This is a genomic window from Nocardia sp. NPDC058176 (assembly GCF_042883805.1).
In the GTDB taxonomy this organism is placed as follows: domain Bacteria; phylum Actinomycetota; class Actinomycetes; order Mycobacteriales; family Mycobacteriaceae; genus Nocardia.
Window position 1 is genome coordinate 228,382 of record NZ_JBHVVA010000002.1, and the last position, 23,182, is coordinate 251,563.

Here is a 23,182-nt window from a genome sequence, read left to right on the forward strand (position 1 = left end):
GGTTCGCGGAAAGTTCACTGTGGGCCGCGTCGCGTTTAGAATGCCACCTCGCGCCCGGGACCCGCCCGGCCCGGCGTCTAGGGTGGTCGGCATGAGAACGACGTCGCGTTTCACCGCCGCCGCGGCAACACTGGCCGTCCTGCTCAGCCCCCTCACGGCCTGCTCTTCCACCGAAGACGCGGCGCCCCAACACGATACGTCGGCCGCCGCCCGTCCCGAGGACAACGCCACCAGCCTCGGTCACCGCTTCGTCGCCGACCCCACCCTGGTCAACCCCAATCCCCTGTCCTTCACCTCGTGGACCCGTCTCGGCGAGGACACCATCGCCGTCAACTTCCAGACCGGCAACCCCGCGTGCTTCGCCGTGGACGCCACGGTCACCGAAACCTCCGATGCGGTCAGCATCGCCCTGCGCTCGGGCACCCGCGCCGACGCCGTCGGCAAGATGTGCACCATGGACGCCATCCTCGGCACCATGGAACTCACCCTCGACTCCCCCCTCGGCGACCGCCAGGTCCTCGACGCGACCTAGCCGACGAAAACGGGTGCCGCACCAAGGTATTGGTGCGGCACCCGTCGGTTCGAGCCCGAGATCAGTGCGCGAAGTGACGTGCCCCGGTGAGGTACAGGGTGACGCCGGCTTCCTTGCAGAGTTCGATGGTGTCCTTGTCGCGGATCGAGCCACCGGGGTGGACGATCGCGCGCACGCCGGCGGCCACCAGGATCTGCGGGCCGTCGGAGAACGGGAAGAAGGCGTCGGACGCGGCGACCGAGCCCTTGGCGCGCTCGCCCGCGCGCTCGACGGCGAGCTTGCAGGAGTCGACGCGGTTGACCTGGCCCATGCCGACGCCGACGGCGGCGCCGTCCTCGGCCAGCAGGATGGCGTTCGACTTCACGGCACGGCAGGCGCGCCAGGCGAATTCGAGGTCGGCCAGGGTGGTGGCGTCGGCCGGGTCGCCCGCGGCGAGGGTCCAGTTGGCCGGGTCGTCGCCCGCGGCGTCGAGGACGTCGCGGTCCTGCAGCAGCGCACCGCCGCTGATCGGGCGCAGCTCCACGCCCTTGCGCTGCGGCGGCTCGGCGACGAGCACGCGCACGTTCTTCTTGCGCTGCAGCACGTCGACCGCGCCGGGCGCGTAGCCGGGGGCCACGATCACCTCGGTGAAGATCTCGGCGACCTGCTCGGCCATCTCCACGCTGACCTCGCGGTTGGCCGCGATCACGCCGCCGTAGGCGCTGACCGGGTCGGTGGCGTGGGCCTTGCGGTGCGCCTCGGCGATGTCGGCGCCGACGGCGATGCCACACGGGTTGGCGTGCTTGATCACCGCGACGGCGGGCTCGTCGAAGTCGAAGGCGGCGCGCCAGGCGGCGTCACCGTCGGTGTAGTTGTTGTACGACATCTCCTTGCCGTGCAACTGCTCGGCCTGCGCGATGCCGACCGTGCCGTCGTTGCTGGTGTACAGCGCGGCGGCCTGGTGCGGGTTCTCGCCGTAGCGCAGCACCGCGGCACGCGCCCAGGAACCGGCGACCCAGTTCGGGAACTGCTCGGTCTCCTCGGTGACGGCGGGCACGGCGACCGAACCCATCCAGCTCGCGACGGCCACGTCGTAGCTCGCGGTGTGCTGGAAGGCCTTGGCGGCCAGCCCGGTCCGCTCGGCGAGGGTGAACCCGCCGGACTTCACCGCGGCGAGCACGTCGTCGTAGTCGGTGACGTCGACGACCACGCCCACCGAGGGGTGGTTCTTGGCGGCGGCGCGCACCATCGACGGGCCGCCGATGTCGATCTGCTCGACGCACTCGTCGACGCTCGCGCCGCTGGCCACGGTCTGGGTGAACGGGTAGAGGTTCACCACCACCAGCTCGAAGGCATCGACACCGAGTTCGACGAGCTGCTCGACGTGCTCGGGACGCCGGGTGTCGGCGAGGATGCCGGCGTGCACGCGCGGGTGCAGCGTCTTGACCCGGCCGTCGAGGGTCTCCGGGAAACCGGTCAGGTCCTCGACCCTGGTGACCGGGATGCCCGCCTCGGCGATCTTGCCCGCGGTCGAGCCGGTCGACACCAGTTCCACGCCCGCGGCGTGCAGTCCGGTGGCCAGCTCGACGAGCCCGGTCTTGTCGTAGACGCTCACCAGCGCCCTGCGGATCGCCTTACGTTCACTCACCGGCGTGCTCGCTCATCTGGAATTACTGCCTTTCGTCCGTCGGAGACAATGCCTCGCGTCGCGACGGCGGCGATGACCTCCGCCAGCAACCGTCGCTCGACAACCTTGATGCGCTCGTGCAGGGTGGCCTCGTCGTCGTCGGGCAGCACCGTGACCGCCTCCTGCGCGAGGATCGGACCGGTGTCGACCCCGGCGTCGACCAAGTGCACCGTGCAGCCGGTGACCTTGGCGCCGTAGGCGAGCGCGTCGCGCACCCCGTGCGCGCCGGGGAACGACGGCAGCAGGGCGGGATGGGTGTTGATGACCCGGCCGCCGAAGCGTTCCAGGAACGCGGGGCCGACGATCTTCATGAAGCCGGCCGAAACGACCAGATCGGGCTGGTAGGCGTCGATGGCCTCGGTCAGTGCCACGTCCCACGCGGCGCGATCGGGGTAGTCCTTCAGCGCGACCCGGAAGTGCTCGATGCCCGCGGCTTCGGCGTGCTCGGTCGCCTGGCAGACCCGGTCGACGCCGACCGCGACGATCTTCGCCGGGAAGCCGGGTTCACGCGCCGCGGTCAGCAGCGCGTTCAGCAGCGAGCCGGTGCCCGAGGCCAGGACGACGACGGTGGCGGGCGCCCCGGCGGGCAGCCACTGGGCAAACGAGGACGTCAGCGCTCTACTCCTGCGTGTGGTTCGGCGGGGCGGTGATCGGCGATACCGCCGGGTCGAGCTTAACGACCGGTACCCTTGCCACCTTCCGGCAGGTCCGGCTCGACCACCTCGGCGTCGACGATGTCGGATTCGGGCTGCTCCGCCGAGCCGGGCGCGGCGATGCTCACCTCGACGTCGTCGTCGATGTCGGTGACCAGTTCGGCGTCCACTTCGACCTCGGGTTCGGGATCGTCGTCGTAGTCGTCCTCGTCGTCTTCATCGTCGTAGTAGTAATCGTCGTCATCGTCGTAGTAGTCGTCGTATTCGTCGTCGTGCTCCCCGGCCGGTTCGGCGGGTTCGGCGGGGGCGAGGAAGCGGCGAGCGAACACCATGCCGACGAAGCCGCCGAACCCGAACCAGGTGACCATCAGGACAACCAGCATCAGCAGGTCCACCCCGACCCGGCCGACGGCGCCGAGCACCCCGCCACCCAGGACGGCGAGGACGAGGAAGGTGAGCGTGGCGAGCGCGGCGGAGGTGAGCGTGGCCCAGGGCGCGCCCGGCCGGTCGTCGCTGGTGCGGCCCAGTTCGATCCCGCCGAGCACACCGACCGCGAGCGGAATCAGCAGCAGTACCGGCCACCACGCCGCGGCGGGTCCCTCCGGCACCGGGATCAGCGCGGGGACCGCGGGCACCTGCGCGCCGGTGACCCCGAACAGCCCGACCGATCCGGTGCCGAACTGCACGGCCGCCCCGCTGAGCAGCCCGGCCGCGGCGATCACCGCGTTCGGCAGGTAGAGCAGCGACAACAGCGTCATGCCGAGCACATCGGTGACGTTGTGCGCCTGCTGATACGCGCCGTCGAGACGGGACAGGTGCACGAAGAACGAGATCAGCGTGGCCACCGCGGCGCAGCCGAGCATCCGCAGCACGGTGCGGCGCGCGGTGCGGGCACCGAGCACCGCCCAGTCCGGGATCTCGATCGGCACCGACGCGCACAGCGAACGCCAGGCCCGGCTGCCGATTCCGGCGGCGGCGGCGCCCAGATACAGCACGATCACCCAGCCGAACGCGGTGAGCGCGCCGGGCGGTTCGAGCGGGGTGACCCCCGCGGCGTCACCGACGACGGCCAGGCACACCGACGTCATCAGCAGCGGTCCGGCCAGCACCGCGCCGGTGAGCCAGGCCAGTTCGATCGGGGTCGGCCGGTTCGGCACGGCGCGCGCGCATTCGCGGGCGGCGACCAGCACCAGAACGGCGGTCGGTACGAGCGGCAGCAGGCCCAATGTGGTCTTGCCGACGGTGAGCGGAATCTGATGCGCGGCAAGCCAGGTGGCCCCGACCGCGCCCGGCGCGCTGGTCAGATCGGTGTCGGTGGTGAGCATGACCAGCAGCACGAGCAGGACCGTCGCCGCCAGCGCGCAGATCGTCGGCCGGGCCGCGACCAGCAGCAGCGTCCGCGCGCGCTCGGGCGAGGGCGGCGCCCACCAACCGGGTTCGCGCGCGGACCCGGTGTCGGCGGATTCCCCGGCGCCCGGCGACCCGGAGGTCCGGCGCACGAGGGCGTTACGGGAGCTCATGACAATTCAGCGTGGCAGCTTCCCCGGCGGGCACGGGTCAGGCGCGCCGCGAGCCCACAGGCACACCTGTGGGCTCGCGATCGAACCTGAGCCACGCGCGGCGGCCGTGTTCCTATTTCTGGTCGTCGTTCGGTCGGAACGCGGTGGTCGCGTCCGCGGCCGGATCGGCGGTCTGCTCGCCGCCGAACGGCTGGGCCTGACCGCCGGTCTGACCCGGCTGGGCGGGCGCGCCCTGCTGGGCGCCACCGTAGGTCGGTCCACCGAACGGCTGGCCCTGCTGACCACCGAAGGCCTGGGTCGCGCCCTCGCCCGGCTGCGCCTGCGGGGCGGAACCGTACGGCGACTGCTGCTGCGGCGCACCGTACTGCTGGCCGTACGGCGACTGCTGCGGCTGGCCCGGCTGGCCATAGCCCTGCTGCTGGCCCGGCTGACCGTAGGACGGCTGCGCCTGCGGCACCGACGGCTGACTCTGCTGCCCGTACGGCGACTGCGCCGGGTACTGCCCGCCGGTGGTCTGGCCGTAACCGGTCTGGCCGTAGGGCTGCTGAGCCGGCTGGCCGTAGCCGCCCGGCTGCTGGCCGTAACCCTGCTGCTGGCCCGGCTGACCGTACTGGCCGTACTGACCCGGCTGCTGTTGCGGCTGGGCGGGTTTGGGCGCGGGCGGGGTGATGATGCCCAGCTGGAACAGCAGCGTCACGACCGCGGCGACGACGGTCAGCAGCGCGAACGCGATGACGACGAAGGCACCGATCTCCAGCTCGACACCCTCGGGGAGCGTGAAGGTCAGTGCGAGCAGGCCGAGCAACCCGGCCACCGAGGTGGCAGCGGCCGCGCCGAGCAGATTCTGCTTGGGCAGCAACGACACCGCGGCCAGCAGACCGGCCAGCAGCACGATCGCGACGATCGCCGGGCCACCGGCGAACGCGAACAGATTGTTGGTCTCGTCGCTGCTCACAGTGGTTCCGCCGATGCTGACCGGCTTGATGCCGACGAAGGGCAGGAAGCCGAGCAGGAAGGTCAGCACACCGAGTCCGGCGGTCGCGGCCGTCAGGATGAACGGCAGCCCTTTACCTTCCGAACCGGCCGGAGTCGATGGCGCAGCCGCGGCGGCTCCGGTGTTCGGAGCCTGGCTGGGCGCGGCGGGTTGCCCGGGTGTGTTGTACCCGGAGCCCCCGGTCGGGTATGACATGTCGTCGTCTCCTTGTCGAGTCGTGCGCGACGGTCGCGTCGAACTGACTGGCGCTGATCCGATACCTGACGCTACTGCACGTCACGTCCCCGGTCATCACCAAACCGATCGGGCTGTGGATAAACCCGGCCTGTGGAGGAATCGCCGAAGGCCGCCTCCGTCAAACCTGGAGGCGGCCTTCGTCGGTGTGAGATCTGTCAGAAGTGTCCGATCACGCCGAAGCGATCGACGCCTTCTCCAGGATCTCGCGCGCCAGCGCGGCGGTGGCCGACGGCGTCTTGCCGACCTTCACACCGGCGGCCTCGAGCGCTTCCTGCTTGGCCTGCGCGGTACCGCCGCCGCTGGAGACGATGGCGCCGGCGTGGCCCATGGTCTTGCCCTCGGGCGCGGTGAAACCGGCGACGTAGCCGACGACCGGCTTGGTCACGTTGGCCTTGATGTAGGCCGCGGCACGCTCTTCGGCGTCACCACCGATCTCGCCGATCATCACGATGATCTTGGTCTCGGGGTCCTTCTCGAACGCCTCGATGGCGTCGATGTGGGTGGTGCCGATGACCGGGTCGCCGCCGATGCCGATCGCGGTCGAGAAACCGAAATCGCGCAGCTCGTACATCATCTGGTAGGTCAGGGTGCCCGACTTCGACACCAGGCCGACCGGGCCCTTGCCGGTGATGTTGTTCGGGGTGATGCCGACCAGCGCCTCGCCGGGGGTGATGATGCCGGGGCAGTTCGGGCCGATGATGCGGGTCTTCTCGCCCTTTTCGACGTTGTAGGCCCACGCGAAGGCGGAGTCCTGCACCGGGATGCCCTCGGTGATGACCACGAGCAGCGGGATCTCCGCGTCGATGGCCTCGATGATGGCGTCCTTGGAGAAGGCGGGCGGCACGAACGCGATGGAGGTGTCGGCGCCGGTCTTCTCGATCGCCTCGGCGACCGAGGCGAACACGGGCAGCTCGATCTCGTTGCCGTCTTTGTCGGTGTGGGTGACCGTGGTGCCGGCCTTGCGCGCGTTCACGCCGCCGACGACGTTGGTGCCCGCCTTCAGCATCAGCGCGGTGTGCTTGGTGCCCTCGCCGCCGGTGATGCCCTGGACGATGACCTTGTTGTCCTTGTTCAGGAAGATGGACATGTCAGTGTGTTCCTTACTTGGCGGTGAAGGCGAGTTCGGCGGCCTTGTCGGCGCCTTCGTCCATGGTCTGGGCCAGGGTCACCAGCGGGTGGTTGGCGTCGGCGAGGATCTTGCGGCCCTCCTCGACCTTGTTGCCGTCGAGACGGACGACCAGCGGCTTGGTGGCCGCGTCACCGAGCACCTCGAGGGCGCCCACGATGCCGTTGGCGACCGCGTCGCACGCGGTGATGCCGCCGAAGACGTTGACGAACACGCTCTTGACCTGCGAGTCGCCCAGGATGACGTCCAGGCCCGCGGCCATCACGGCCGCCGAGGCGCCGCCGCCGATGTCGAGGAAGTTGGCCGGCTTCACGCCGCCGTGGTTCTCGCCGGCGTAGGCGACGACGTCCAGGGTCGACATGACCAGACCGGCGCCGTTGCCGATGATGCCGACCTCGCCGTCGAGCTTGACGTAGTTGAGGTCGTTCTCCTTGGCCTTGAGCTCGAGCGGGTCGGTCGCGTCGACATCGGCGAACTCGAGGTGGCCGGGCTGACGGAACTCGGCGTTCTCGTCCAGGGTGACCTTGCCGTCGAGGGCGAGGATCTCGTCGCCGGGGGTACGCACCAGCGGGTTGACCTCGACCAGGGTGGTGTCTTCCTTGGTGAAGACGTCCCACAGCTTCTGGATGGTCACAGCCGCGGCGTCGAGCACCTCGGCGGGCAGGTGGCCCTTCTCGGCGATCTCACGGGCGAAGGCCAGGTCGACACCCTTGACGGCGTCGACGGGGATCTTGGCGAGGCGCTCGGGAGTCTTCTCCGCGACCTCTTCGATCTCCATGCCGCCCTCGACCGAACACATCGCCAGGTAGGTGCGGTTCGAGCGATCGAGCAGGAAGGAGATGTAGTACTCCTCCGCGATGTCCTTGGCTTCGGCGACAAGGAGCTTCTTGACGATGTGGCCCTTGATGTCGAGGCCGAGGATGTTCTGCGCGTGCGTGAACGCGTCCTCCGGAGTGGCGGCGTACTTGACGCCACCCGCCTTACCGCGACCGCCCACCTTGACCTGCGCCTTGACCATCACCGGCTTGCCGATTTCCTCGGCGATCGCGCGCGCTTCTTCGGCCGTGTCGCAAACCCGGCCCTCCGACGAAGGCACTCCGTGCTTAACGAAGAGCTCCTTCGCCTGATATTCGAAGAGATCCATGTACTCACCGTCTCGTCTGCGTTGCTATGACAACGTCTTTGTTGGCGGCCCGACGTCGGTAGCGGGTCGGGTCGGACTCTAACCAGTCACATGGAGGGCCAAACGGCCACATTCATCCTAAGTGGCGCAGGTCACGACGGGTAACGGGAGGTCCGGAAAACCGCTGGCCAAGGCTACTGGCGAGTAGTTTTCGAACGCTGTGGCAGGTCGGGACACCTAAAGCCGGGGCGCCCCGACATCTACTACGTTATGTCGTCGACGGACCTCACCCGAGGCCCCGAAATACGGTGAGATATTCCGCCGCGTTACCGTGACGAATCTCACACGCGAGTGTAGGTTTCCGACCAGCGCTTGCCACTCTGCAATCGCTTCGTTACCGTCAATGCGGTCGAAGTCACAACCAGGTCACGACAACCAGGTCACGACTGGCAAGTCAGGACTGAGGAGGACGACAAGCTTGAGGCACGTCAGCACTCGCTTGCAGCAGCCGTCGGCGATTCGGCGCATCCGATGAACCACCGCTCCACCTTCACAGTCGAAAATCGCGCCGCATCCGGACACCGTTACCGGTATGCCGACGAGTTCACCTCGCACCCGCAGGGCCGTCGCACGGCCGCCGCGGCCGCGCCGCCGCAGCCCGCGTGGCCGCAGACCGATTCCTGGCACGCCCAGAACAGCTGGTCCGCCGACTCGGCCTGGACGCCCGCCGCGGACGAGTGGACCGCCGACGAGTCCGACACCTATGACTCCGGCACCTACGACAACACCTGGCAGCCCGCCGGGGCCGAGCAGCCCGCCGCGGACGAACCGCCGCGCCGCGCCGAACGCCGTGGTGGCGCGCATCGCGTCCCCGCTCCGCCCGCCGCGCTGAAGGGCCGCGCCGCGGTCATCGCCGTCGCCGCGGGCGCGGTCGTCGCCGCCGGTCAGGCCGCGGTGGCCTCGCCCGGCCAAGCGGGCCACGGCGTCGACTACGAGGCCGCGGGCCAGATCCACGAGATCGCCGCCCAGTCCATGAGCACCGCCGAGGTCGAAGGCGCCACCACCGGCTCCTCGCCGCAGGTGCTCGAGGCCACGGCCATCGCCGACAAGAACCACTTCGACGACATCCTCGCCAAGGGCGCCAAGTTCGCCGAGGACCTCGCCGCACAGGAATCGGCCAAGCTACGACCGCTGTTCGCCAAGTTCGCGGCGGGCAGCTACACCTCCGGTTTCGGCGCCCGCTGGGGCGTTCAGCATCTCGGTATCGACGTCGCCGGTCCGATCGGTACGCCGATCTACTCCGTCGCCGACGGCACCATCATCGAGGCGGGCCCGGCCTCCGGCTTCGGTATGTGGGTGCGCGTCCTGCACGACGACGGCACCGTCACGGTCTACGGCCACATCGACACCGCGACCGTCTCCGAGGGCCAGCGCGTCCTGGCCGGCGACCAGATCGCCACCATGGGCAACCGCGGCTTCTCCACCGGCCCGCACTGCCACTTCGAGGTCTGGCTCAACGGCACCGACAAGATCGACCCGGTCCCGTGGCTGGCCACCCGCGGCATCAGCTTGGGCTACCAGCGCGATTAGTGGGTGACGAGTAGCACGCTTCCGCTGCGCAGGTCGCGGGGATAGCGTGCAGTCATGGCTGGTACGACGAAGTACACGCAGTTCATCGCCCTCGCACCGGAATTGGTGTGGGGCGTGCTGGGGGATCTCGAGCAGTGGCCGGAGTGGAATCCGGGGGTGCGGGACGTGCGGATGCACGGGCCGGTCGCCGTCGGCGCCACCGGTGACTATCTGCCGAACGGAAATCTCTCGGCGCGCATCCACGGCCGGTTCGGCGAGCCCTTCACCGTCACGACCGTCGACCCGAATCGGGAACTGAGCATCGAGCAGCCCGAACCCGCGGGCACCATGCATCTCACCTGGCGGTTGACGCCCGTCGACGGCGGCACCGAGCTCACCCAGGAACTCCGCTTCACCGGCCCGTCGGCCGGCGCGGCCCGGGCGGTCGTTCGCCCCTTCATCGAAACCGATGCGCGCGTGAACTTCTCCCGGCTGGCGCGGCTGGCCGGACTCGTCCCCGCCGACGACGCGCTCACCGTGGTCATCGCCGGTGGCACCGGGGCACTCGGCCTCCAGGTCGCCGCCGATCTGACCTGCCGTGGTCAGCGCGTCACCCTACTCACCCGCCGCCGCAATCGGGCCCTGCCGTTCCGGCAGACCGAATGGGACGGCCGCTCGATCGGCGCCTGGGCCGCCGAACTGCGCGAACCCGGTCGGCTCGCGGTGATCAACCTCGCGGGCAAGCTGGTCGACTGCAGGCCCACCGAGCGCAATGTCGCCGAACTGCGCAGCAGCCGGGTCGATTCCACCACCGCCCTGGTCGCCGCGGCGGGCCTGCGCGAGACCCCGGTCGACTACTGGATCCAGGCCAGCACCACCGCCATCTGGTCGGACGCGGGCGAAACCCGCTGCACCGAAACCACTCCCCTGCCGACGGGCCTGCCGCAGATGACCGGCGTCGCCCAGCCGTGGGAGGAGGCGTTCGACCCGGCGCGCGCCGCGCACTGGACGATCCTGCGCACCTCCATCGTCCTCGACCCCGACGCGCCCGCGCTCAAGCGCCTCGGTCAGCTCACCAAAGCCGGGCTCGGCGGCCGTGTCGGCCCCGGTGACCAGTGGTTCAGCTGGATCCACATCGAGGACTGGCTCGCCATCGTGCGCGGGGCCCTCGGCCTCGACCCCGAACTCACCCTCCCCGACGGAATCCTCGTCGCCGCCACCGAATTCCCGGTCCGCAACAGCGAGCTCATGGCCACCCTGCGCCGCACCTTGCGCCGCCCGCCCGCACCGCCGACCCCCACGGCGATGCTCACCGTCGGCGCGGTCTTCCTCCGCACCGACCCCGCCCTAGGCCTCACCGGCCGCCACGCCACCTCGGAAATCCTGCCCAAGGCGGGCTTCCAATTCCGCTACCCCACCCTCGACGAGGCGCTGACCGACCTGTTCCCTACAGCTTGACGATGGTCCGGCTGAACTGGGGAATCAGCCGGATCTTGCCCGCGGTGCCGAAGTCGATGGTGACCGTGGCCAGCGGGCCGACACCGTCGGCGGCGACCACACGGCCGAGGCCGTACTTGTCGTCGCTGACCCGGTCGCCCACGGCGAGCACGAGATCGGTATTGTTGCGCTTGACCGCGCCGCCGGGGGCGGGCCTGCGCTCCCCCGAGCCGCCGCGCACGCCGGGGCGCTGGTCCCAGCCGTCGCCGCGGGTCCAATCCCGGTCGAAGCCGCTGTCCTCGCCGCGCCTGCGACCGCGCTGCACCGGCGAGACCACCGGCTCCAGCCTGCGCCAGTCGAGCAGGTGCTGCGGGATCTCCTGCAGGAACCGCGATTCCGGGTTCGACACCGGCTGTCCCCAGCCCGAGCGCACCACGGCGCGCGAGAGGTAGAGCCGCTGCCGCGCCCTGGTGATGCCCACATAGGCCAGCCGGCGTTCCTCGGCCAGCTCGGTCGGATCGCCCAGTGCCCGCATGTGCGGGAACTGCCCGTCCTCCCAGCCGGTCACGAAGACCACCGGGAACTCCAGGCCCTTGGCGGTGTGCAGGGTCATCATGGTGACCACTCCGGTGCCCTCGTCCGGGATCTGATCGGTGTCGGCCACCAGCGAGACCCGCTCGAGGAAGGCCGCCAGCGAACCGGGTTCGGGCTCACCGTCGCCCGCCTCGGGCACCAGCCCTTCCTCGCGCGCGGCCTCGGCGTTGTTGAACGCCTCGGAGCTGAATTCCCTGGCGACGCTGACCAATTCGTTGAGGTTGTCGAGCCGGGCGCCGTCCTGCGGATCGTCAGAGGCTTCCAGTTCGGCGCGGTAGCCGGTGCGGTCGAGCACCGCGTCGACGACATTGCCCACATCGGGGTACTCGCTGTCGGCCCGCCGCCCGGCCGCGCGGATCTCCTCGAGCAGGTCGACGAATCCGGCGATGGCCCGCTGCGCACGGGTGTTCAGCAGCGCGACCTTGCCCTCGGCGGCATCGCGCAGGGCCGCGGCGAAACCGATGTCGCGCTGCTCGGCGTGTACCGCCACGCACGCCTCGGCGCGGTCACCGATCCCGCGGCGCGGGGTGTTGAGGATGCGGCGCAGGCTCACCGCGTCGTCGGGGTTCTCCAGCACGCGCAGGTACGCGACCACATCGCGCACCTCCTTGCGCTCGTAGAACCGCACGCCGCCGACCACCTTGTAGGGCAGGCCCATCCGGATGAAGATCTCTTCGAGCGCACGCGAATTGTTGTTGGTGCGATAGAACACCGCGACATCGCCGTAGTTGGCCTCGCCGGTGTCGACGAGCCGGTCGATCTCCTTGGCGACGAAGGACGCCTCGTCGTGCTCGTTGTCGGCGACGTAGCCGGTGATCAGCTCGCCCTCGCCGGAATCGGTCCACAGCTTCTTCTCGCGCCTGCCCTCGTTGCGCGCGATCACCGCGTTGGCGGCGGACAGGATGTGCTGGGTCGAGCGGTAGTTCTGTTCCAGCAGGATGGTTTCCGCGTCGGGGAAATCGCGTTCGAATTCCTCGATGTTGCGGATGGTGGCGCCGCGGAAGGCGTAGATCGACTGGTCGGCGTCACCGACCACGCACAGCTCGCTCGGCTCGACCCCGGCCTCGGCACTCTCGTCGGCCGGTTCGCTGTGGTGCCCGACGAGCTCGCGCACCAGCACGTACTGGGCGTGGTTGGTGTCCTGGTACTCGTCGACGAGCACGTGCCGGAACCGGCGCCGGTAGTACTCGGCGACCTGCGGGTGGTTCTGCAGCAGCGCGACCGTCTCGCCGATGAGATCGTCGAAGTCCATGGCGTTGGCCGTGCGCAGCCGCCGCTGGTACTCGGTGTAGACCCTGGCCACCAGGGCGGGCAGTTCGGTCTCGTCGGATTCGGCGTCGCCGACGGCCTGTTCCGGACCGATGAGTTCGTTCTTCAGGTTGGAAATAGCGGTCGCCAGCAATCGCGCCGAATATTTCTTCGTATCGATGTCGAAATCGCGGCTGATCATCGTGAGCAACCGGCGCGAATCGTCGGCGTCGTAGATGGAGAAATTCGAGTTCAGCCCCGGCAGCAGCGCCGCCTGCATCCGCAGAATGCGCACACAGCTGGAATGGAAAGTCGACACCCACATGCTGGCCGCCCGCGGCCCGACCAGCCCGGCCACCCGCTCGCGCATCTCCGCGGCGGCCTTGTTGGTGAAGGTGATCGCCAGGATCTGCCCGGTGTGCACCCCGCGCGCGGCGAGCAGATACGCGATGCGCCGGGTGAGCACCGCGGTCTTGCCCGAGCCCGCCCCGGCCACGATCAGCAGCGGCGAACCCGCGTGCATCACCGCGGCGCGCTGCTGCGGATTGAGCCCGTCGAGCAGCCGCTCGGTCTCCTCCGCGCGCCGCTGCTCACGCTCCTTGCGCCGCTGCTCCTGTTCGGCGCCGTGCCGGGCGGCCGCCTCGGCCAAACCGCCACCGGACACGGCGCTTCCACCCCCGTCACGATGCGGTAGCGCGGCGCCACCGGGCGCGGGTGCGGGATCGCTGGGATCGGCGGCTGAGGCGTGGGGAGCGACCGTGATATCCATCGTCTGTCCACGCTACCGGCGCCCACCGACAGGTGCCGCACTGCCACCGCGCCGTTGACGATCCGGCGACAGTCGTGTGAACGTTCTCAGCAGATTCACAAACACAACTGTTTTGCATACCTACGGGCCCGTGGCAGACTGGGGCGCATGGTCAGCCCTTCTTCGCATGTCCGGATCGGCGTACGATCCGATATCGTGGCAGAGGGCGTTGCCATTTGCGCACTCCCGGGGGGATCCAGTACCGCCCATCGGGAAAGTTTCAGGGTGAAGGAACAGATCGGGTAACAGGGCGTCCAGTCCAACCGATCCAAGTTCTGACACGAGGAGATGAATGATGAGCACCCCTGCTACGACCACCGGGTCCGATTCGGCACTGCCGCAATCCGAGGCGGAGATCGAAAAGCTTCGCCTCGAGATCGACCAGCTCGATGCCACGATTCTCGCCGCGATCAAACGCCGGAGCGAGATCTCGCGGATCATCGGCCGCACCCGGATGGCTTCGGGCGGTCCGCGCCTGGTCCACAGTCGCGAGATGAAGGTGCTCGAACGCTTCAGTGAGCTCGGCCAGGAGGGCCACACCCTCGCCATGCTCCTGCTGCGCCTCGGTCGCGGCCGCCTCGGCCGCTAGACCCCCACAATCCACGCGGCGACCATCCAGTTCGCCGCTTCCAGAAAGCCGCCCCGGGTGCAACAACATCCCCGGGGCGGTGTCATCTCCGGACTCGCTCAGGTCAGGGCGATGTACTTCGTGTTCAGGTATTCCTCGATGCCCTCGGTGCCGCCTTCGCGGCCGAAGCCCGATTCCTTGACGCCGCCGAACGGGGCCGCCGGGTCGGAGATCACGCCACGGTTCACGCCGACCATGCCGGTTTCCACGGCTTCGGAGACGCGAAGGGCGCGGTCGAGGTCGCGGGTGTAGACATAGCTGACCAGGCCGTATTCGGTGTCGTTGGCGGCGGCGACGCCTTCGTCCTCGGTGTCGAAGGCGACGATGGGCGCGACCGGACCGAAGACCTCTTCACGCAGGATGCGCGCGCTTTCCGGCACGTCGGCCAGGACGGTGGCCGGGTAGAACCACCCCGGTCCGCTGGGCACCTTGCCGCCGATCAGGCAGCGCGCGCCCTTGCCGACGGCGTCGTCGACGAGGTCGCTGACGATCTCGCGCTGGTCCTCGCTGACCAGCGGACCGAGAGTTGTGTCCGAATCGGTACCCGGCCCGAGAACCACGGTGTCGGTCATCGCCGCGACCAGTTTCTCGGTGAACTCGGCGACCACGCCGCGCTGGACGTGGAACCGGTTGGCGGCCGTGCACGCCTCGCCGCCGTTGCGCAGTTTCGCCTGCATCGCGCCGGTGACCGCGGCATCGATGTCGGCGTCGTCGAACACCACGAACGGCGCGTTGCCGCCGAGTTCCATCGACGTGCGCAGCAACCGGTTCGCCGAGGCCGCGACGAGCTTCTTACCGACTTCGGTGGAGCCGGTGAAGGTGAGCTTGCGCAGGCGCGGATCGTCGATCAGCGGGCCCGTGACGGCCCCCGAATGCCGGGTGGTGATCACCGACAGCACCCCGTCGGGCAACCCCGCCTCGCTACAGAGCCTGGCCAGCGCCAGCATGGTCAGCGGCGTCGCCGAGGCGGGCTTGACGATCATCGTGCAGCCCGCGGCGAGCGCGGGCCCGATCTTGCGCGTGCCCATGGCGAGCGGGAAGTTCCACGGGGTGATCGCCAGGCACGGCCCCACCGGCTGCTTGTCGACCATGATCCGCCCGTTCCCCGAGGGCGCGCGCAGATACCGGCCGTGCACCCGCACCGCCTCCTCGCTGAACCAGCGGAAGAACTCGGCGCCGTAACGCACCTCGTTGCGGCTCTCCGCCAACGCCTTGCCCATCTCGAGCGTCATCAGCAGCGCGAACTCCTCGGCCCGCGCGCTCAGCTGCTCGAACACCGTCCGCAGGATCTCGCCGCGCTCGCGCGAGGGCGTCGCCGCCCACTCCGCACCCGCGGCCACGGCGACGTCGAGGGCCCGTTTCGCGTCCTCCGGCGTCGCGTCGGCGACCTGCGCGATCACCGTTCCGTCGGCGGGGTTGCGCACGTCGAATGTGCCACCCCCGCTCGCCTGCACCGGCCCGGAACCGATCCACAAACCGTTCGGTACGAATTCGAGTACGTCACGTTCAGACACCATGCCGCCAGCCTAAGCCGACACCCCGCCCCGCACACCGAACCGCAGCGGGAAACCGCCACCTCCTCGCTCCCGGCCACACCGCACCACGCGCGTCGGGGACCGCACTCCCGCTACCGCAACCCGACCTCCCACTCAGTGAACACATGCTCCGCCCGGTTTCCGACGACGCGGTACCGTAGGCCACGTGAGCAGCGACATCACCGCGTCGGCGGCCTGGCAGGCACTGGACGACGATCACCGCAAGGTCGCACCACGTCATCTCAGGGAGCTGTTCGCCGAGGATCCGGCGCGCGGCCGGGAGCTGACGCTGCAGGTGGCCGATCTGCACATCGACTACAGCAAACATCGCGTGACCCGCGAAACCCTGCGCCTACTGGTCGATCTCGCGCGCACGGCAGGCGTGCCGGAGCAGCGCGACCAGATGTATTCGGGCGAGCACATCAACACCTCGGAGGACCGCGCGGTCGGGCACATCGCCCTGCGGTTGCCGGTGGGCGATCAGCTCGAGATCGACGGCACCGACGCCGACGCCGAGGTGCACGACGTCCTGCGCCGGATGGGCGAGTTCGCCGATTCCGTGCGCTCGGGCAAGTGGCAGGGCGCGACCGGCGAGCGCATCAGGACCGTCGTGAACATCGGGATCGGCGGCTCGGATCTGGGCCCCGACATGGTGTATCGCGCGCTGCGCCACTACGCCGACGCCGAGATCGAGGCCAGGTTCGTCTCCAATGTCGACCCGACCGACCTGGTCGCCAAGCTCGCCGGCCTCGACCCCGCGACGACGCTGTTCATCGTCGCGTCCAAGACGTTCTCGACACTGGAGACGCTCACCAACGCGACGGCGGCCCGGCGCTGGCTGGTCGCCGCGCTGGGCACCGACGCGGTCGCCAAGCACTTCGTCGCGGTCTCGACCAACGCGGAGCGGGTGGCCGAGTTCGGGATCGACACCGCGAACATGTTCGGCTTCTGGGACTGGGTCGGCGGCCGCTACTCGGTCGACTCCGCGATCGGCCTGTCGGTGATGGTGACCATCGGCAAGGAGCAGTTCGGCGAGTTCCTCAGCGGAATGCACGCTGTCGACCGGCATTTCGCGACGGCGCCGCTGGCCGAGAACGGCCCGGTCCTGCTGGCCCTGCTCGGCGTCTGGTACTCGAACTTCTTCGGCGCGGAATCGCGTGCGGTGCTGCCGTATTCGAACGATCTGGCCCGATTCCCCGCCTATCTCCAGCAATTGACGATGGAGTCCAACGGCAAATCGGTGCGCGCCGACGGCACTCCGGTGACGTCCTCGACCGGCGAGATCTTCTGGGGCGAGCCGGGTACCAACGGCCAGCACGCCTTCTACCAGCTGCTGCACCAGGGCACCCGGCTGATCCCCGCCGATTTCCTCGGCTTCGCCAAGTCCACCGACGACCTGCCGACCCGCGACGGCACCGGCAGCATGCACGACATCCTGATGAGCAACCTGTTCGCCCAGACCAAGGTGCTCGCCTTCGGCAAGACCGCCGAGGAGATCGCCGCCGAGGGCACCGATCCGAAGCTGGTGCCGCACAAGGTGATGCCAGGCAACCGGCCGAGCACCACCATTCTGGCGCCGGAGCTCACGCCGTCGACGGTGGGTCAGCTGATCGCGCTCTACGAACACCAGGTCTTCGTCGAGGGCATCATCTGGGGTATCGACAGCTTCGACCAGTGGGGTGTGGAGCTGGGCAAGCAGCAGGCCCTGGCCCTGGCGCCGCTGCTCAGCGACCCGGAAGAGCCCGCGTCGGCGGGTGATTCGTCGACCGATGCGCTCATCGCTTGGTATCGGTCGCATCGCTGAGCGCGCGGGCGACGCGGGCGGCCTCCTCGATCCGGCCGGTGACGCTGGTGGTGATGATGGCGAGCAGTGTGCCGAGGACGACGAGGTCGAAGACCACCTGCACCATCGTGGCGATCCGCGCCACCTGGCCCACCGCGTGCACGTCGCCGTAGCCGATGGTGCCCAGGGTCATCAGCGTGTAGTACAGGGCGTCGGTACGGGTGTTCAGTCCGTCGAACTGGTCCGGCTGGAGTTGCTGGAGCCGGAAGTAGTACAGGGCGAAGACCACGCACACGACGCAGACCACCATCAACACGCTGTCGATGCGCGCGCCGGTCGAACCGGGAGTCCGCAGGAAACGCTCGACGCGACGCCACACCAGCCAGGCCAGGCCGACGACACCGACGAGGAACGTGATCACCCCGACCGTGCGCCCCGGCCACGCGTCGAGGTCGAACGCCCAGGCGACCGGGACGCTGTAGTACAACAGCAGCGCGCACAGTGCCGCCGAGCCGTTGCGCAGCACATGCCCGGCCACCCGGAACCGTCGACGTCGCGTCATCGGTCCATGATCGCCGCGGCGACGCGGATATCCCGGCACCCGCGCCGGGCGATCAGCGAACGCGGTAGCCGGTCCCGACCGCGGTGAGCACTCGGTCGGCGCGGTGCCTGCTGCCCGCGACGAGATCGGCATTGCGCAGATCGCTGTCGGTGACTTTGACGTTCGCCTCGGTCCACGTGCGACCGCCGACGATGTGCCGGTCCAGCAGTCGTTCGGTGAGCACCGCGCGGGGCGCGTCGAGATACCAGCAGGCGTCGAGCAGCCCGCGCACCTCGGCCCAGCCGGGTGCCTCGTCGTCGGTGAGCAGCAGGTAGTTGCCTTCGACGATCACCACGGTCTCGTCCCGCACGATCACCCCCGCGACGGTCGGCTCGTCGAGGGCACGATCGAACAGCGGCCACGGCACCGGTCCACCGACCGGCGTCTCCCGCAGCGTTCGTAGATCGGCGACGAATCCGGCCGCGTCGAAGGTGTCCGGCTCCCCTTTCCGGGCCAACGCACCGCGAGCCAGCAGCGCTTCGTTGCGCAGGTGATATCCGTCCATCGGCGCCACCACCGCCGCCCGGCCCGCGCGCGCGAGCTCGTCGCGAAGGCGCTGCGCGAGAGTGGATTTCCCGGCTCCGGGCGGCCCCGCGATCCCGAGAATCCAGCGCCGCCCCGGCACCTCGGGCACGAACTCGGCCAGCCCGCCCACCGTCAGCACCCCACTCGCCCGGCTCACCGACTCAGCCTATCGGGCGCTCACCAGATCCCGGTGCCGCTCCAGCCGACACGGCAGGCCCCGCCGCTGCACTCAGCTCGGATCGACGAAGCCCCGTTCGAGGATCGCGCCGGTGTCGACCCCGACCGGCAGGGTGCCGAAGGCGATCCCCCAGTCCCCGCTGAGCCGGGTCGCGCAGAAGGCGTCGGCGACGGCCGAGTGCCCGTGGCGCACCAGCTGCGCGCCCTGCAGGACCAGCGCCATCAGTTCCACCACGCGCCGCGCCCGGTACTCGATGTCGGACAGGTCGGTGAGTTCCTTGCCGACCCGGTCGATCGCGTCGTCCAGGCGCGGGTCGGCGCCGCGTGCGAGGCCGACCTCGTTGAAGTAGGCCTCGACCGTCTCCGGCTGACGCCCCATGGCGCGCAACGCGTCCAGCGCGGCCACATTGCCCGACCCCTCCCAGATCGACATGAGCGGCGCCTCGCGATACAGCCGCGGCATCCCGGACTCCTCGGCATAACCGTTGCCGCCCAGGCACTCCAGCGCTTCGGCGGCGTGGCTCGGCGCGCGCTTGCACACCCAGTACTTGGTGATGGCCAGCGCGATCCGGCGCAGCGCGGCCTCGCCCGGATCGCTGCCCGCCCGGTCGGTGGCCCCGGCCAGGCGCATCATCACCGTGGTCGCGGCATCGGACTCGACGATCAGGTCGGCGAGCACATTGCGCATGGCGGGCTGGTCGATCAGCTTGGCGCCGAATGCTTCTCGATGCCGGGCGTGGTGCACCGCGGTGACCGCGCCGACCCGCATACCGGTGGCCGAGCCGATCACGCAGTCCAGGCGGGTCATGTTGACCATCTCGATGATCGTCTTCACGCCCGCGCCCTCGGCGCCGACGAGCCAGCCGGTGGCGTTCTCGTATTCGATCTCCGAGGACGCGTTCGACTTGTTGCCCAGCTTGTCCTTGAGCCGCTGGATGCGGATCGGATTGCGGGTGCCGTCGGGCAGTACGCGCGGCAGCAGGAAGCACGACAGCCCGCCGGGCGCCTGGGCCAGCGTCAGGAACATGTCCGACATCGGCGCAGAGGTGAACCACTTGTGCCCGACGATGCGGTACGAACCGTCGGGTTGCGGTGCGGCCGTGGTGGTGTTGGCTCGCACATCCGAGCCGCCCTGCTTCTCCGTCATCGACATGCCGGCGATGAGCCCGGCCTTGGTCGAGGGCTCGCGCAGGCCGAAATCGTAGGTGCGCGAACCGAGCAGCGGTTCGAAGCGGGCGGCGAGTTCGGGATTGTGGCGCAGCGCGGGCACCACCGCGTAGGTCATCGAGATCGGACACATGTGCCCGGCGTCGGCGGCGCCCCAGGTGTAGAACTTGGCGGCGCGGGCGGTGTGCGCGCCGGGGCGGTCGTCGAGCCACGGCGAACCGTGCAGGCCGTGTTCGACCGCGACGGTCATCAGGTCGTGCCAGTGCGGATGGAACTCCACCTCGTCGACCCGGTTGCCCCAGCGGTCGTGGGTGTGCAGCACCGGCGGGTACTCGTTGGCCAGCCTGCCCCACTCCTGCGCGGCGAAACCGCCCGCAAGCACGCCGAGTTCACGCACCTCGGCCTCGGCCCAGCCCGCGCCTTCGCGGTGCAGGCCCTCGAGCAGCGCGGGGTTACGTGCGGCGTCGAAGGGGACGAGCGGCGGGACCTGGTTGAACACTTCGTGCGTCAGCATTGACGAAACTCCTTCGACTACAACGATTCCGGGTGCACGCCCAGCGCGCGCACGGCGAAAGCGACCAATTCGGGGATGACGGTCTCGGCGTGCGGCGCGGCGACGAGCGGGCCGACCAGCACTTCGCCGATGGCGCCGACGAGCGCGGCGGCGCTGAGGCTCGCGTCCTGCGCGGGCAGCACGCCCTGGGCGACACCGTGCGCGATCGCGGTCTCGAACGAGGCGGCGAAGGCGCGCCGGAATTCCAGGCGCTGCGCGTCGACGCCGGGGTCGACCGGCTCGGCCAGCAGCACGTAGGCCAGTTTCGGGTTCTTGAGCGCGCGTCCGGCGAAGGTCTCCACCGCCGCGGTGACCCGCTCGAGCACGTCGCCCTCGGCCACCGCGGCCCGCACCGCGTCGACCTCGCGGGCGACCACCGTCTCGAACACCGCGGCGACCAGGACGGCCTTGTTCTCGAACTGCTTGTAGACCGTTCCCGTCGCGATCCCGGCCTGCGCGGCGACGGCGGCCATCGACAATCCGGCGAACCCGTCCCGGGACAGCACAGCGGTGGCACCCTGCACGATCAGCGCGCGCTGGGCGTCGAGCCGGGCCTGGACGGCCGGGGTCCTGCGGTACACCATGTGAAGAAGTGAACCACTGATTCACCGCTTCACGCAAGAGCCGGAGCCGTATGGTCGAGGCATGGCCGTACGAGTCGAACACGCGGGTCCGATCACCACCGTGATCCTGGACCGACCCCACGCCCGCAATGCCGTCGACGGCCCGACCGCCCGCGCGCTGGCCGACGCCTTCCGCGCCTTCGACGCCGATCCGACCGCCTCGGTGGCGGTGCTGTGGGGCGAACACGGCACCTTCTGTTCGGGCGCGGACCTGAAGGCGCTCGGCACCGAGACCAGCAATCAGGTCAGCGTGGACGGCGACGGCCCGATGGGTCCCACCCGCATGCGGCTGTCCAAGCCGGTGATCGCGGCCGTCGCCGGCTACGCGGTGGCGGGCGGGCTGGAACTGGCGCTGTGGTGCGATCTGCGCGTCGCCGAGCAGGACGCCACCTTCGGCGTGTTCTGCCGCCGCTGGGGCGTGCCGCTGATCGACGGCGGCACCGTGCGGCTGCCACGGATCGTCGGCGAGGGCAGGGCCCTGGACATGATCCTGACCGGCAGGCCGGTGAGCGCGCCCGAGGCGTTGCAGATGGGCCTGGTCACCCGCGTCGTCCCCACCGGCGATGCCCGCCGGGTCGCCGAGGAGCTCGCCGGCCAGCTGGCCGCCCTCCCGCAGACCTGCCTGCGCACCGACCGCGCCGCGCTGTTCGACCAGTACGGGCACACCGAGGAAGAGGCGCTGCGCATCGAATTCGAGCACGGCATGACGGCACTGGCCGGTGGCGCGCTCGACGGCGCCGCCCGCTTCGCCGCGGGCGCGGGCCGGAGCGGACGCCCCGACCCCCGCTGATGGACCGCCTCACCGTCGTCGACGAGATCTTCCTGCGTACCCATCGCGGGATGGGCACACCCATCGCCCTGCAAGGACTGTGGCGTACCGCCGATCCGATGGAACCTGCACTGCTCCAGGCCATTCACGAGCAGTTGCGGGTCGGAGCGCTGGGCCGCAGGGTGGTTCGCCCTCGAGTTCCCGGCGCGCGTCGAGCTTGGCAACCCAACTCTTGCGCGCACCCACTCGACACCACCTCCGAACCCCTCGGCGAGAGCGCAATCCTCCCCTGGGCCGACACCCTCGGCACGGACCTCGACCCCGAGTTCGGCCCCGGGTGGCGACTGTCCTCCGCGCCCTTGCACGACGGTGGAACCGTTGTGGCCCTGACCTGTTCCCATGCCCTCGCCGACGCCCGCGGCCTCATCCACGCTGTCGCCGCCGCCCTCGCCGAACTCTCGCCCACGAACGTCATGGGCGGTCCCGCGCCCGATGACGCACCGGGGGCGCTGCCGCCACAGGACGAACAGAGCAGTCGTACACCAACTTCGGACTGGGCCGATGCGCTCACCCAGTGGACTGTCATCCTCACCGGCACCGCCCGCGCACTACGCAACGGCATCCCGCGACCGCCTTCTACGGCGAACCCCGCGTTGACTCCGGACCGTGCCGTCCACAGTGTCCTGCTCACCTTCGATGTCGCCGCCTGGGACGGTACCGCCGCGGCGACCGGCGCGACACCGAACAGCCTGTTCATCCACCTGGTGGCGAGCATCCTGTGGGAGAGCGGCTTTCCGGCGGACCGCATCGCCGCGAGCCTGCCGGTGGACACCCGCGACGAACCCCGGGTCGACAACGATCTGGCCGTCACCGAGATCGCCATCACCCGCGCCGACACGCCCGCGACCATCCGCGAAAAGGCACGCGCCGCCTACCAGCATCGGATGTCGAGCCCCGACGGCCTGCCGGAGGAGATCCTGCAGGTGATCCCGGACCGCTGGGCGTACGCGCTCAGCAAGGGCGCCGGTGAGCGAGACATCCTGTGCTCCAACATCGGAACCCTGCCCGACACCCTCCGCACCGTCGGCACCCACCACTGCGACCGCGTCGCCGCCCGCGCCATCCACCCCGGCATCACCACATTCCCGCGAACCCGACTCTCGGGCTACCTGTCCCGCCTCGGCGACACCTACACCCTCGCCCTGGTGAGCCTGGCGGGCGACCGCGAAACACTGATCACCGCTACGGGTCGCGCCTGCAAGGAGACCGGCGTACACCCCGCCCCCTGGTAGTCGCCTCAACCCGCTACACCAC

Annotated in this window: 19 protein-coding genes; 7 read left to right on the forward strand and 12 right to left on the reverse strand. The window is 69.7% G+C overall.

Annotated features, from left to right (window positions below; genetic code table 11):
* Window positions 1-91: 91 nt before the first annotated feature.
* Complete coding sequence (locus ACFVVM_RS13710; protein ID WP_387617275.1) at window positions 92-532, forward strand: hypothetical protein; 441 nt, start codon at window positions 92-94, stop codon at window positions 530-532.
* A gap of 61 nt (window positions 533-593) precedes the next feature.
* On the opposite strand, the gene purH is transcribed toward ACFVVM_RS13710, so the two are convergent.
* From purH to sucC, 6 genes are all read right to left on the reverse strand, one after another.
* Window positions 594-2,159, reverse strand: coding sequence for a bifunctional phosphoribosylaminoimidazolecarboxamide formyltransferase/IMP cyclohydrolase (purH, locus tag ACFVVM_RS13715; RefSeq protein WP_387617277.1), 1,566 nt, complete (start codon window positions 2,157-2,159; stop codon window positions 594-596).
* Window positions 2,156-2,788 (reverse strand): phosphoribosylglycinamide formyltransferase, encoded by a 633-nt coding sequence (purN, locus tag ACFVVM_RS13720; RefSeq protein WP_387619195.1) that lies wholly within the window; start codon window positions 2,786-2,788, stop codon window positions 2,156-2,158. The genes purH and purN overlap by 4 nt, the downstream gene beginning before the upstream one ends.
* 83 nt (window positions 2,789-2,871) lie before the next feature.
* Window positions 2,872-4,371 (reverse strand): DUF6350 family protein, encoded by a 1,500-nt coding sequence (locus tag ACFVVM_RS13725; RefSeq protein WP_387617279.1) that lies wholly within the window; start codon window positions 4,369-4,371, stop codon window positions 2,872-2,874.
* Between the two features lie 112 nt (window positions 4,372-4,483).
* Window positions 4,484-5,560 carry a DUF5336 domain-containing protein gene (locus ACFVVM_RS13730; RefSeq protein WP_387617281.1) on the reverse strand — a complete coding sequence of 359 codons (1,077 nt, stop codon included), beginning with the start codon at window positions 5,558-5,560 and terminating at the stop codon, window positions 4,484-4,486.
* 211 nt (window positions 5,561-5,771) lie between these two features.
* Window positions 5,772-6,689, reverse strand: a complete 918-nt coding sequence (sucD, locus tag ACFVVM_RS13735; RefSeq protein ID WP_387617283.1) for a succinate--CoA ligase subunit alpha — start codon at window positions 6,687-6,689, stop codon at window positions 5,772-5,774.
* A gap of 13 nt (window positions 6,690-6,702) precedes the next feature.
* Window positions 6,703-7,872 carry an ADP-forming succinate--CoA ligase subunit beta gene (gene sucC, locus ACFVVM_RS13740; RefSeq protein WP_387617285.1) on the reverse strand — a complete coding sequence of 390 codons (1,170 nt, stop codon included), beginning with the start codon at window positions 7,870-7,872 and terminating at the stop codon, window positions 6,703-6,705.
* A 510-nt stretch (window positions 7,873-8,382) separates the two neighbouring features.
* On the opposite strand from sucC, the gene ACFVVM_RS13745 reads away from it, so the two are divergent.
* Window positions 8,383-9,441 carry a M23 family metallopeptidase gene (locus ACFVVM_RS13745; RefSeq protein ID WP_387617287.1) on the forward strand — a complete coding sequence of 353 codons (1,059 nt, stop codon included), beginning with the start codon at window positions 8,383-8,385 and terminating at the stop codon, window positions 9,439-9,441.
* Window positions 9,442-9,495: 54 nt separating this feature from the next.
* Window positions 9,496-10,878 carry a DUF1731 domain-containing protein gene (locus ACFVVM_RS13750; protein ID WP_387617289.1) on the forward strand — a complete coding sequence of 461 codons (1,383 nt, stop codon included), beginning with the start codon at window positions 9,496-9,498 and terminating at the stop codon, window positions 10,876-10,878.
* Here ACFVVM_RS13750 and pcrA read toward each other — a convergent pair.
* On the reverse strand, window positions 10,868-13,468 hold the full coding sequence (gene pcrA, locus ACFVVM_RS13755) for a DNA helicase PcrA (protein WP_387617291.1): 2,601 nt from the start codon (window positions 13,466-13,468) through the stop codon (window positions 10,868-10,870). The two genes, ACFVVM_RS13750 and pcrA, sit on opposite strands and share 11 nt — an antisense overlap.
* Window positions 13,469-13,802: 334 nt before the next feature.
* Here pcrA and ACFVVM_RS13760 point away from each other — a divergent pair, with 334 nt between their 5' ends.
* Entirely contained in the window at window positions 13,803-14,096 is a 294-nt protein-coding gene (locus ACFVVM_RS13760) for a chorismate mutase (protein WP_022566231.1), read from the forward strand.
* Between the two features lie 98 nt (window positions 14,097-14,194).
* Here the strand turns inward: ACFVVM_RS13760 and ACFVVM_RS13765 are convergent, their stop codons facing one another.
* On the reverse strand, window positions 14,195-15,652 hold the full coding sequence (locus ACFVVM_RS13765) for an NAD-dependent succinate-semialdehyde dehydrogenase (protein WP_387617293.1): 1,458 nt from the start codon (window positions 15,650-15,652) through the stop codon (window positions 14,195-14,197).
* 184 nt (window positions 15,653-15,836) lie between these two features.
* On the opposite strand from ACFVVM_RS13765, the gene pgi reads away from it, so the two are divergent.
* Window positions 15,837-17,474, forward strand: coding sequence for a glucose-6-phosphate isomerase (pgi, locus tag ACFVVM_RS13770; RefSeq protein ID WP_387617295.1), 1,638 nt, complete (start codon window positions 15,837-15,839; stop codon window positions 17,472-17,474).
* Here the strand turns inward: pgi and ACFVVM_RS13775 are convergent.
* The 4 genes from ACFVVM_RS13775 to ACFVVM_RS13790 form a co-directional block, all read right to left on the reverse strand.
* Window positions 17,446-18,015 carry a potassium channel family protein gene (locus ACFVVM_RS13775; RefSeq protein WP_387617297.1) on the reverse strand — a complete coding sequence of 190 codons (570 nt, stop codon included), beginning with the start codon at window positions 18,013-18,015 and terminating at the stop codon, window positions 17,446-17,448. The two genes, pgi and ACFVVM_RS13775, sit on opposite strands and share 29 nt — an antisense overlap.
* 52 nt (window positions 18,016-18,067) lie before the next feature.
* Window positions 18,068-18,736 (reverse strand): nucleoside triphosphate hydrolase, encoded by a 669-nt coding sequence (locus ACFVVM_RS13780; protein WP_387617299.1) that lies wholly within the window; start codon window positions 18,734-18,736, stop codon window positions 18,068-18,070.
* Between the two features lie 72 nt (window positions 18,737-18,808).
* Window positions 18,809-20,437 (reverse strand): acyl-CoA dehydrogenase family protein, encoded by a 1,629-nt coding sequence (locus ACFVVM_RS13785; protein WP_387617301.1) that lies wholly within the window; start codon window positions 20,435-20,437, stop codon window positions 18,809-18,811.
* A 17-nt stretch (window positions 20,438-20,454) separates the two neighbouring features.
* Window positions 20,455-21,060, reverse strand: coding sequence for a TetR/AcrR family transcriptional regulator (locus tag ACFVVM_RS13790; protein ID WP_387617303.1), 606 nt, complete (start codon window positions 21,058-21,060; stop codon window positions 20,455-20,457).
* A gap of 61 nt (window positions 21,061-21,121) precedes the next feature.
* Here ACFVVM_RS13790 and ACFVVM_RS13795 point away from each other — a divergent pair, with 61 nt between their 5' ends.
* Window positions 21,122-21,889, forward strand: a complete 768-nt coding sequence (locus tag ACFVVM_RS13795; protein ID WP_387617305.1) for a crotonase/enoyl-CoA hydratase family protein — start codon at window positions 21,122-21,124, stop codon at window positions 21,887-21,889.
* Window positions 21,889-23,160: a hypothetical protein gene (locus tag ACFVVM_RS13800; RefSeq protein ID WP_387617307.1), complete on the forward strand. Its 1,272-nt coding sequence runs from the start codon at window positions 21,889-21,891 to the stop codon at window positions 23,158-23,160. Before ACFVVM_RS13795 ends, ACFVVM_RS13800 begins: the two co-directional genes overlap by 1 nt.
* Window positions 23,161-23,182: the final 22 nt, after the last annotated feature.

Coding starts and splice junctions, on each gene's coding strand:
- ACFVVM_RS13710 (WP_387617275.1), top strand. CDS start 92: ATGAGAACGACGTCGCGTTTCACCGCCGCCGCGGCAACACTGGCCGTC.
- ACFVVM_RS13725 (WP_387617279.1), bottom strand. CDS start 4,371: ATGAGCTCCCGTAACGCCCTCGTGCGCCGGACCTCCGGGTCGCCGGGC.
- ACFVVM_RS13730 (WP_387617281.1), bottom strand. CDS start 5,560: ATGTCATACCCGACCGGGGGCTCCGGGTACAACACACCCGGGCAACCC.
- sucD (WP_387617283.1), bottom strand. CDS start 6,689: ATGTCCATCTTCCTGAACAAGGACAACAAGGTCATCGTCCAGGGCATC.
- sucC (WP_387617285.1), bottom strand. CDS start 7,872: ATGGATCTCTTCGAATATCAGGCGAAGGAGCTCTTCGTTAAGCACGGA.
- ACFVVM_RS13745 (WP_387617287.1), top strand. CDS start 8,383: ATGAACCACCGCTCCACCTTCACAGTCGAAAATCGCGCCGCATCCGGA.
- ACFVVM_RS13750 (WP_387617289.1), top strand. CDS start 9,496: ATGGCTGGTACGACGAAGTACACGCAGTTCATCGCCCTCGCACCGGAA.
- pcrA (WP_387617291.1), bottom strand. CDS start 13,468: ATGGATATCACGGTCGCTCCCCACGCCTCAGCCGCCGATCCCAGCGAT.
- ACFVVM_RS13760 (WP_022566231.1), top strand. CDS start 13,803: ATGAGCACCCCTGCTACGACCACCGGGTCCGATTCGGCACTGCCGCAA.
- ACFVVM_RS13765 (WP_387617293.1), bottom strand. CDS start 15,652: ATGGTGTCTGAACGTGACGTACTCGAATTCGTACCGAACGGTTTGTGG.
- ACFVVM_RS13775 (WP_387617297.1), bottom strand. CDS start 18,015: ATGACGCGACGTCGACGGTTCCGGGTGGCCGGGCATGTGCTGCGCAAC.
- ACFVVM_RS13785 (WP_387617301.1), bottom strand. CDS start 20,437: ATGCTGACGCACGAAGTGTTCAACCAGGTCCCGCCGCTCGTCCCCTTC.
- ACFVVM_RS13790 (WP_387617303.1), bottom strand. CDS start 21,060: ATGGTGTACCGCAGGACCCCGGCCGTCCAGGCCCGGCTCGACGCCCAG.
- ACFVVM_RS13795 (WP_387617305.1), top strand. CDS start 21,122: ATGGCCGTACGAGTCGAACACGCGGGTCCGATCACCACCGTGATCCTG.
- ACFVVM_RS13800 (WP_387617307.1), top strand. CDS start 21,889: ATGGACCGCCTCACCGTCGTCGACGAGATCTTCCTGCGTACCCATCGC.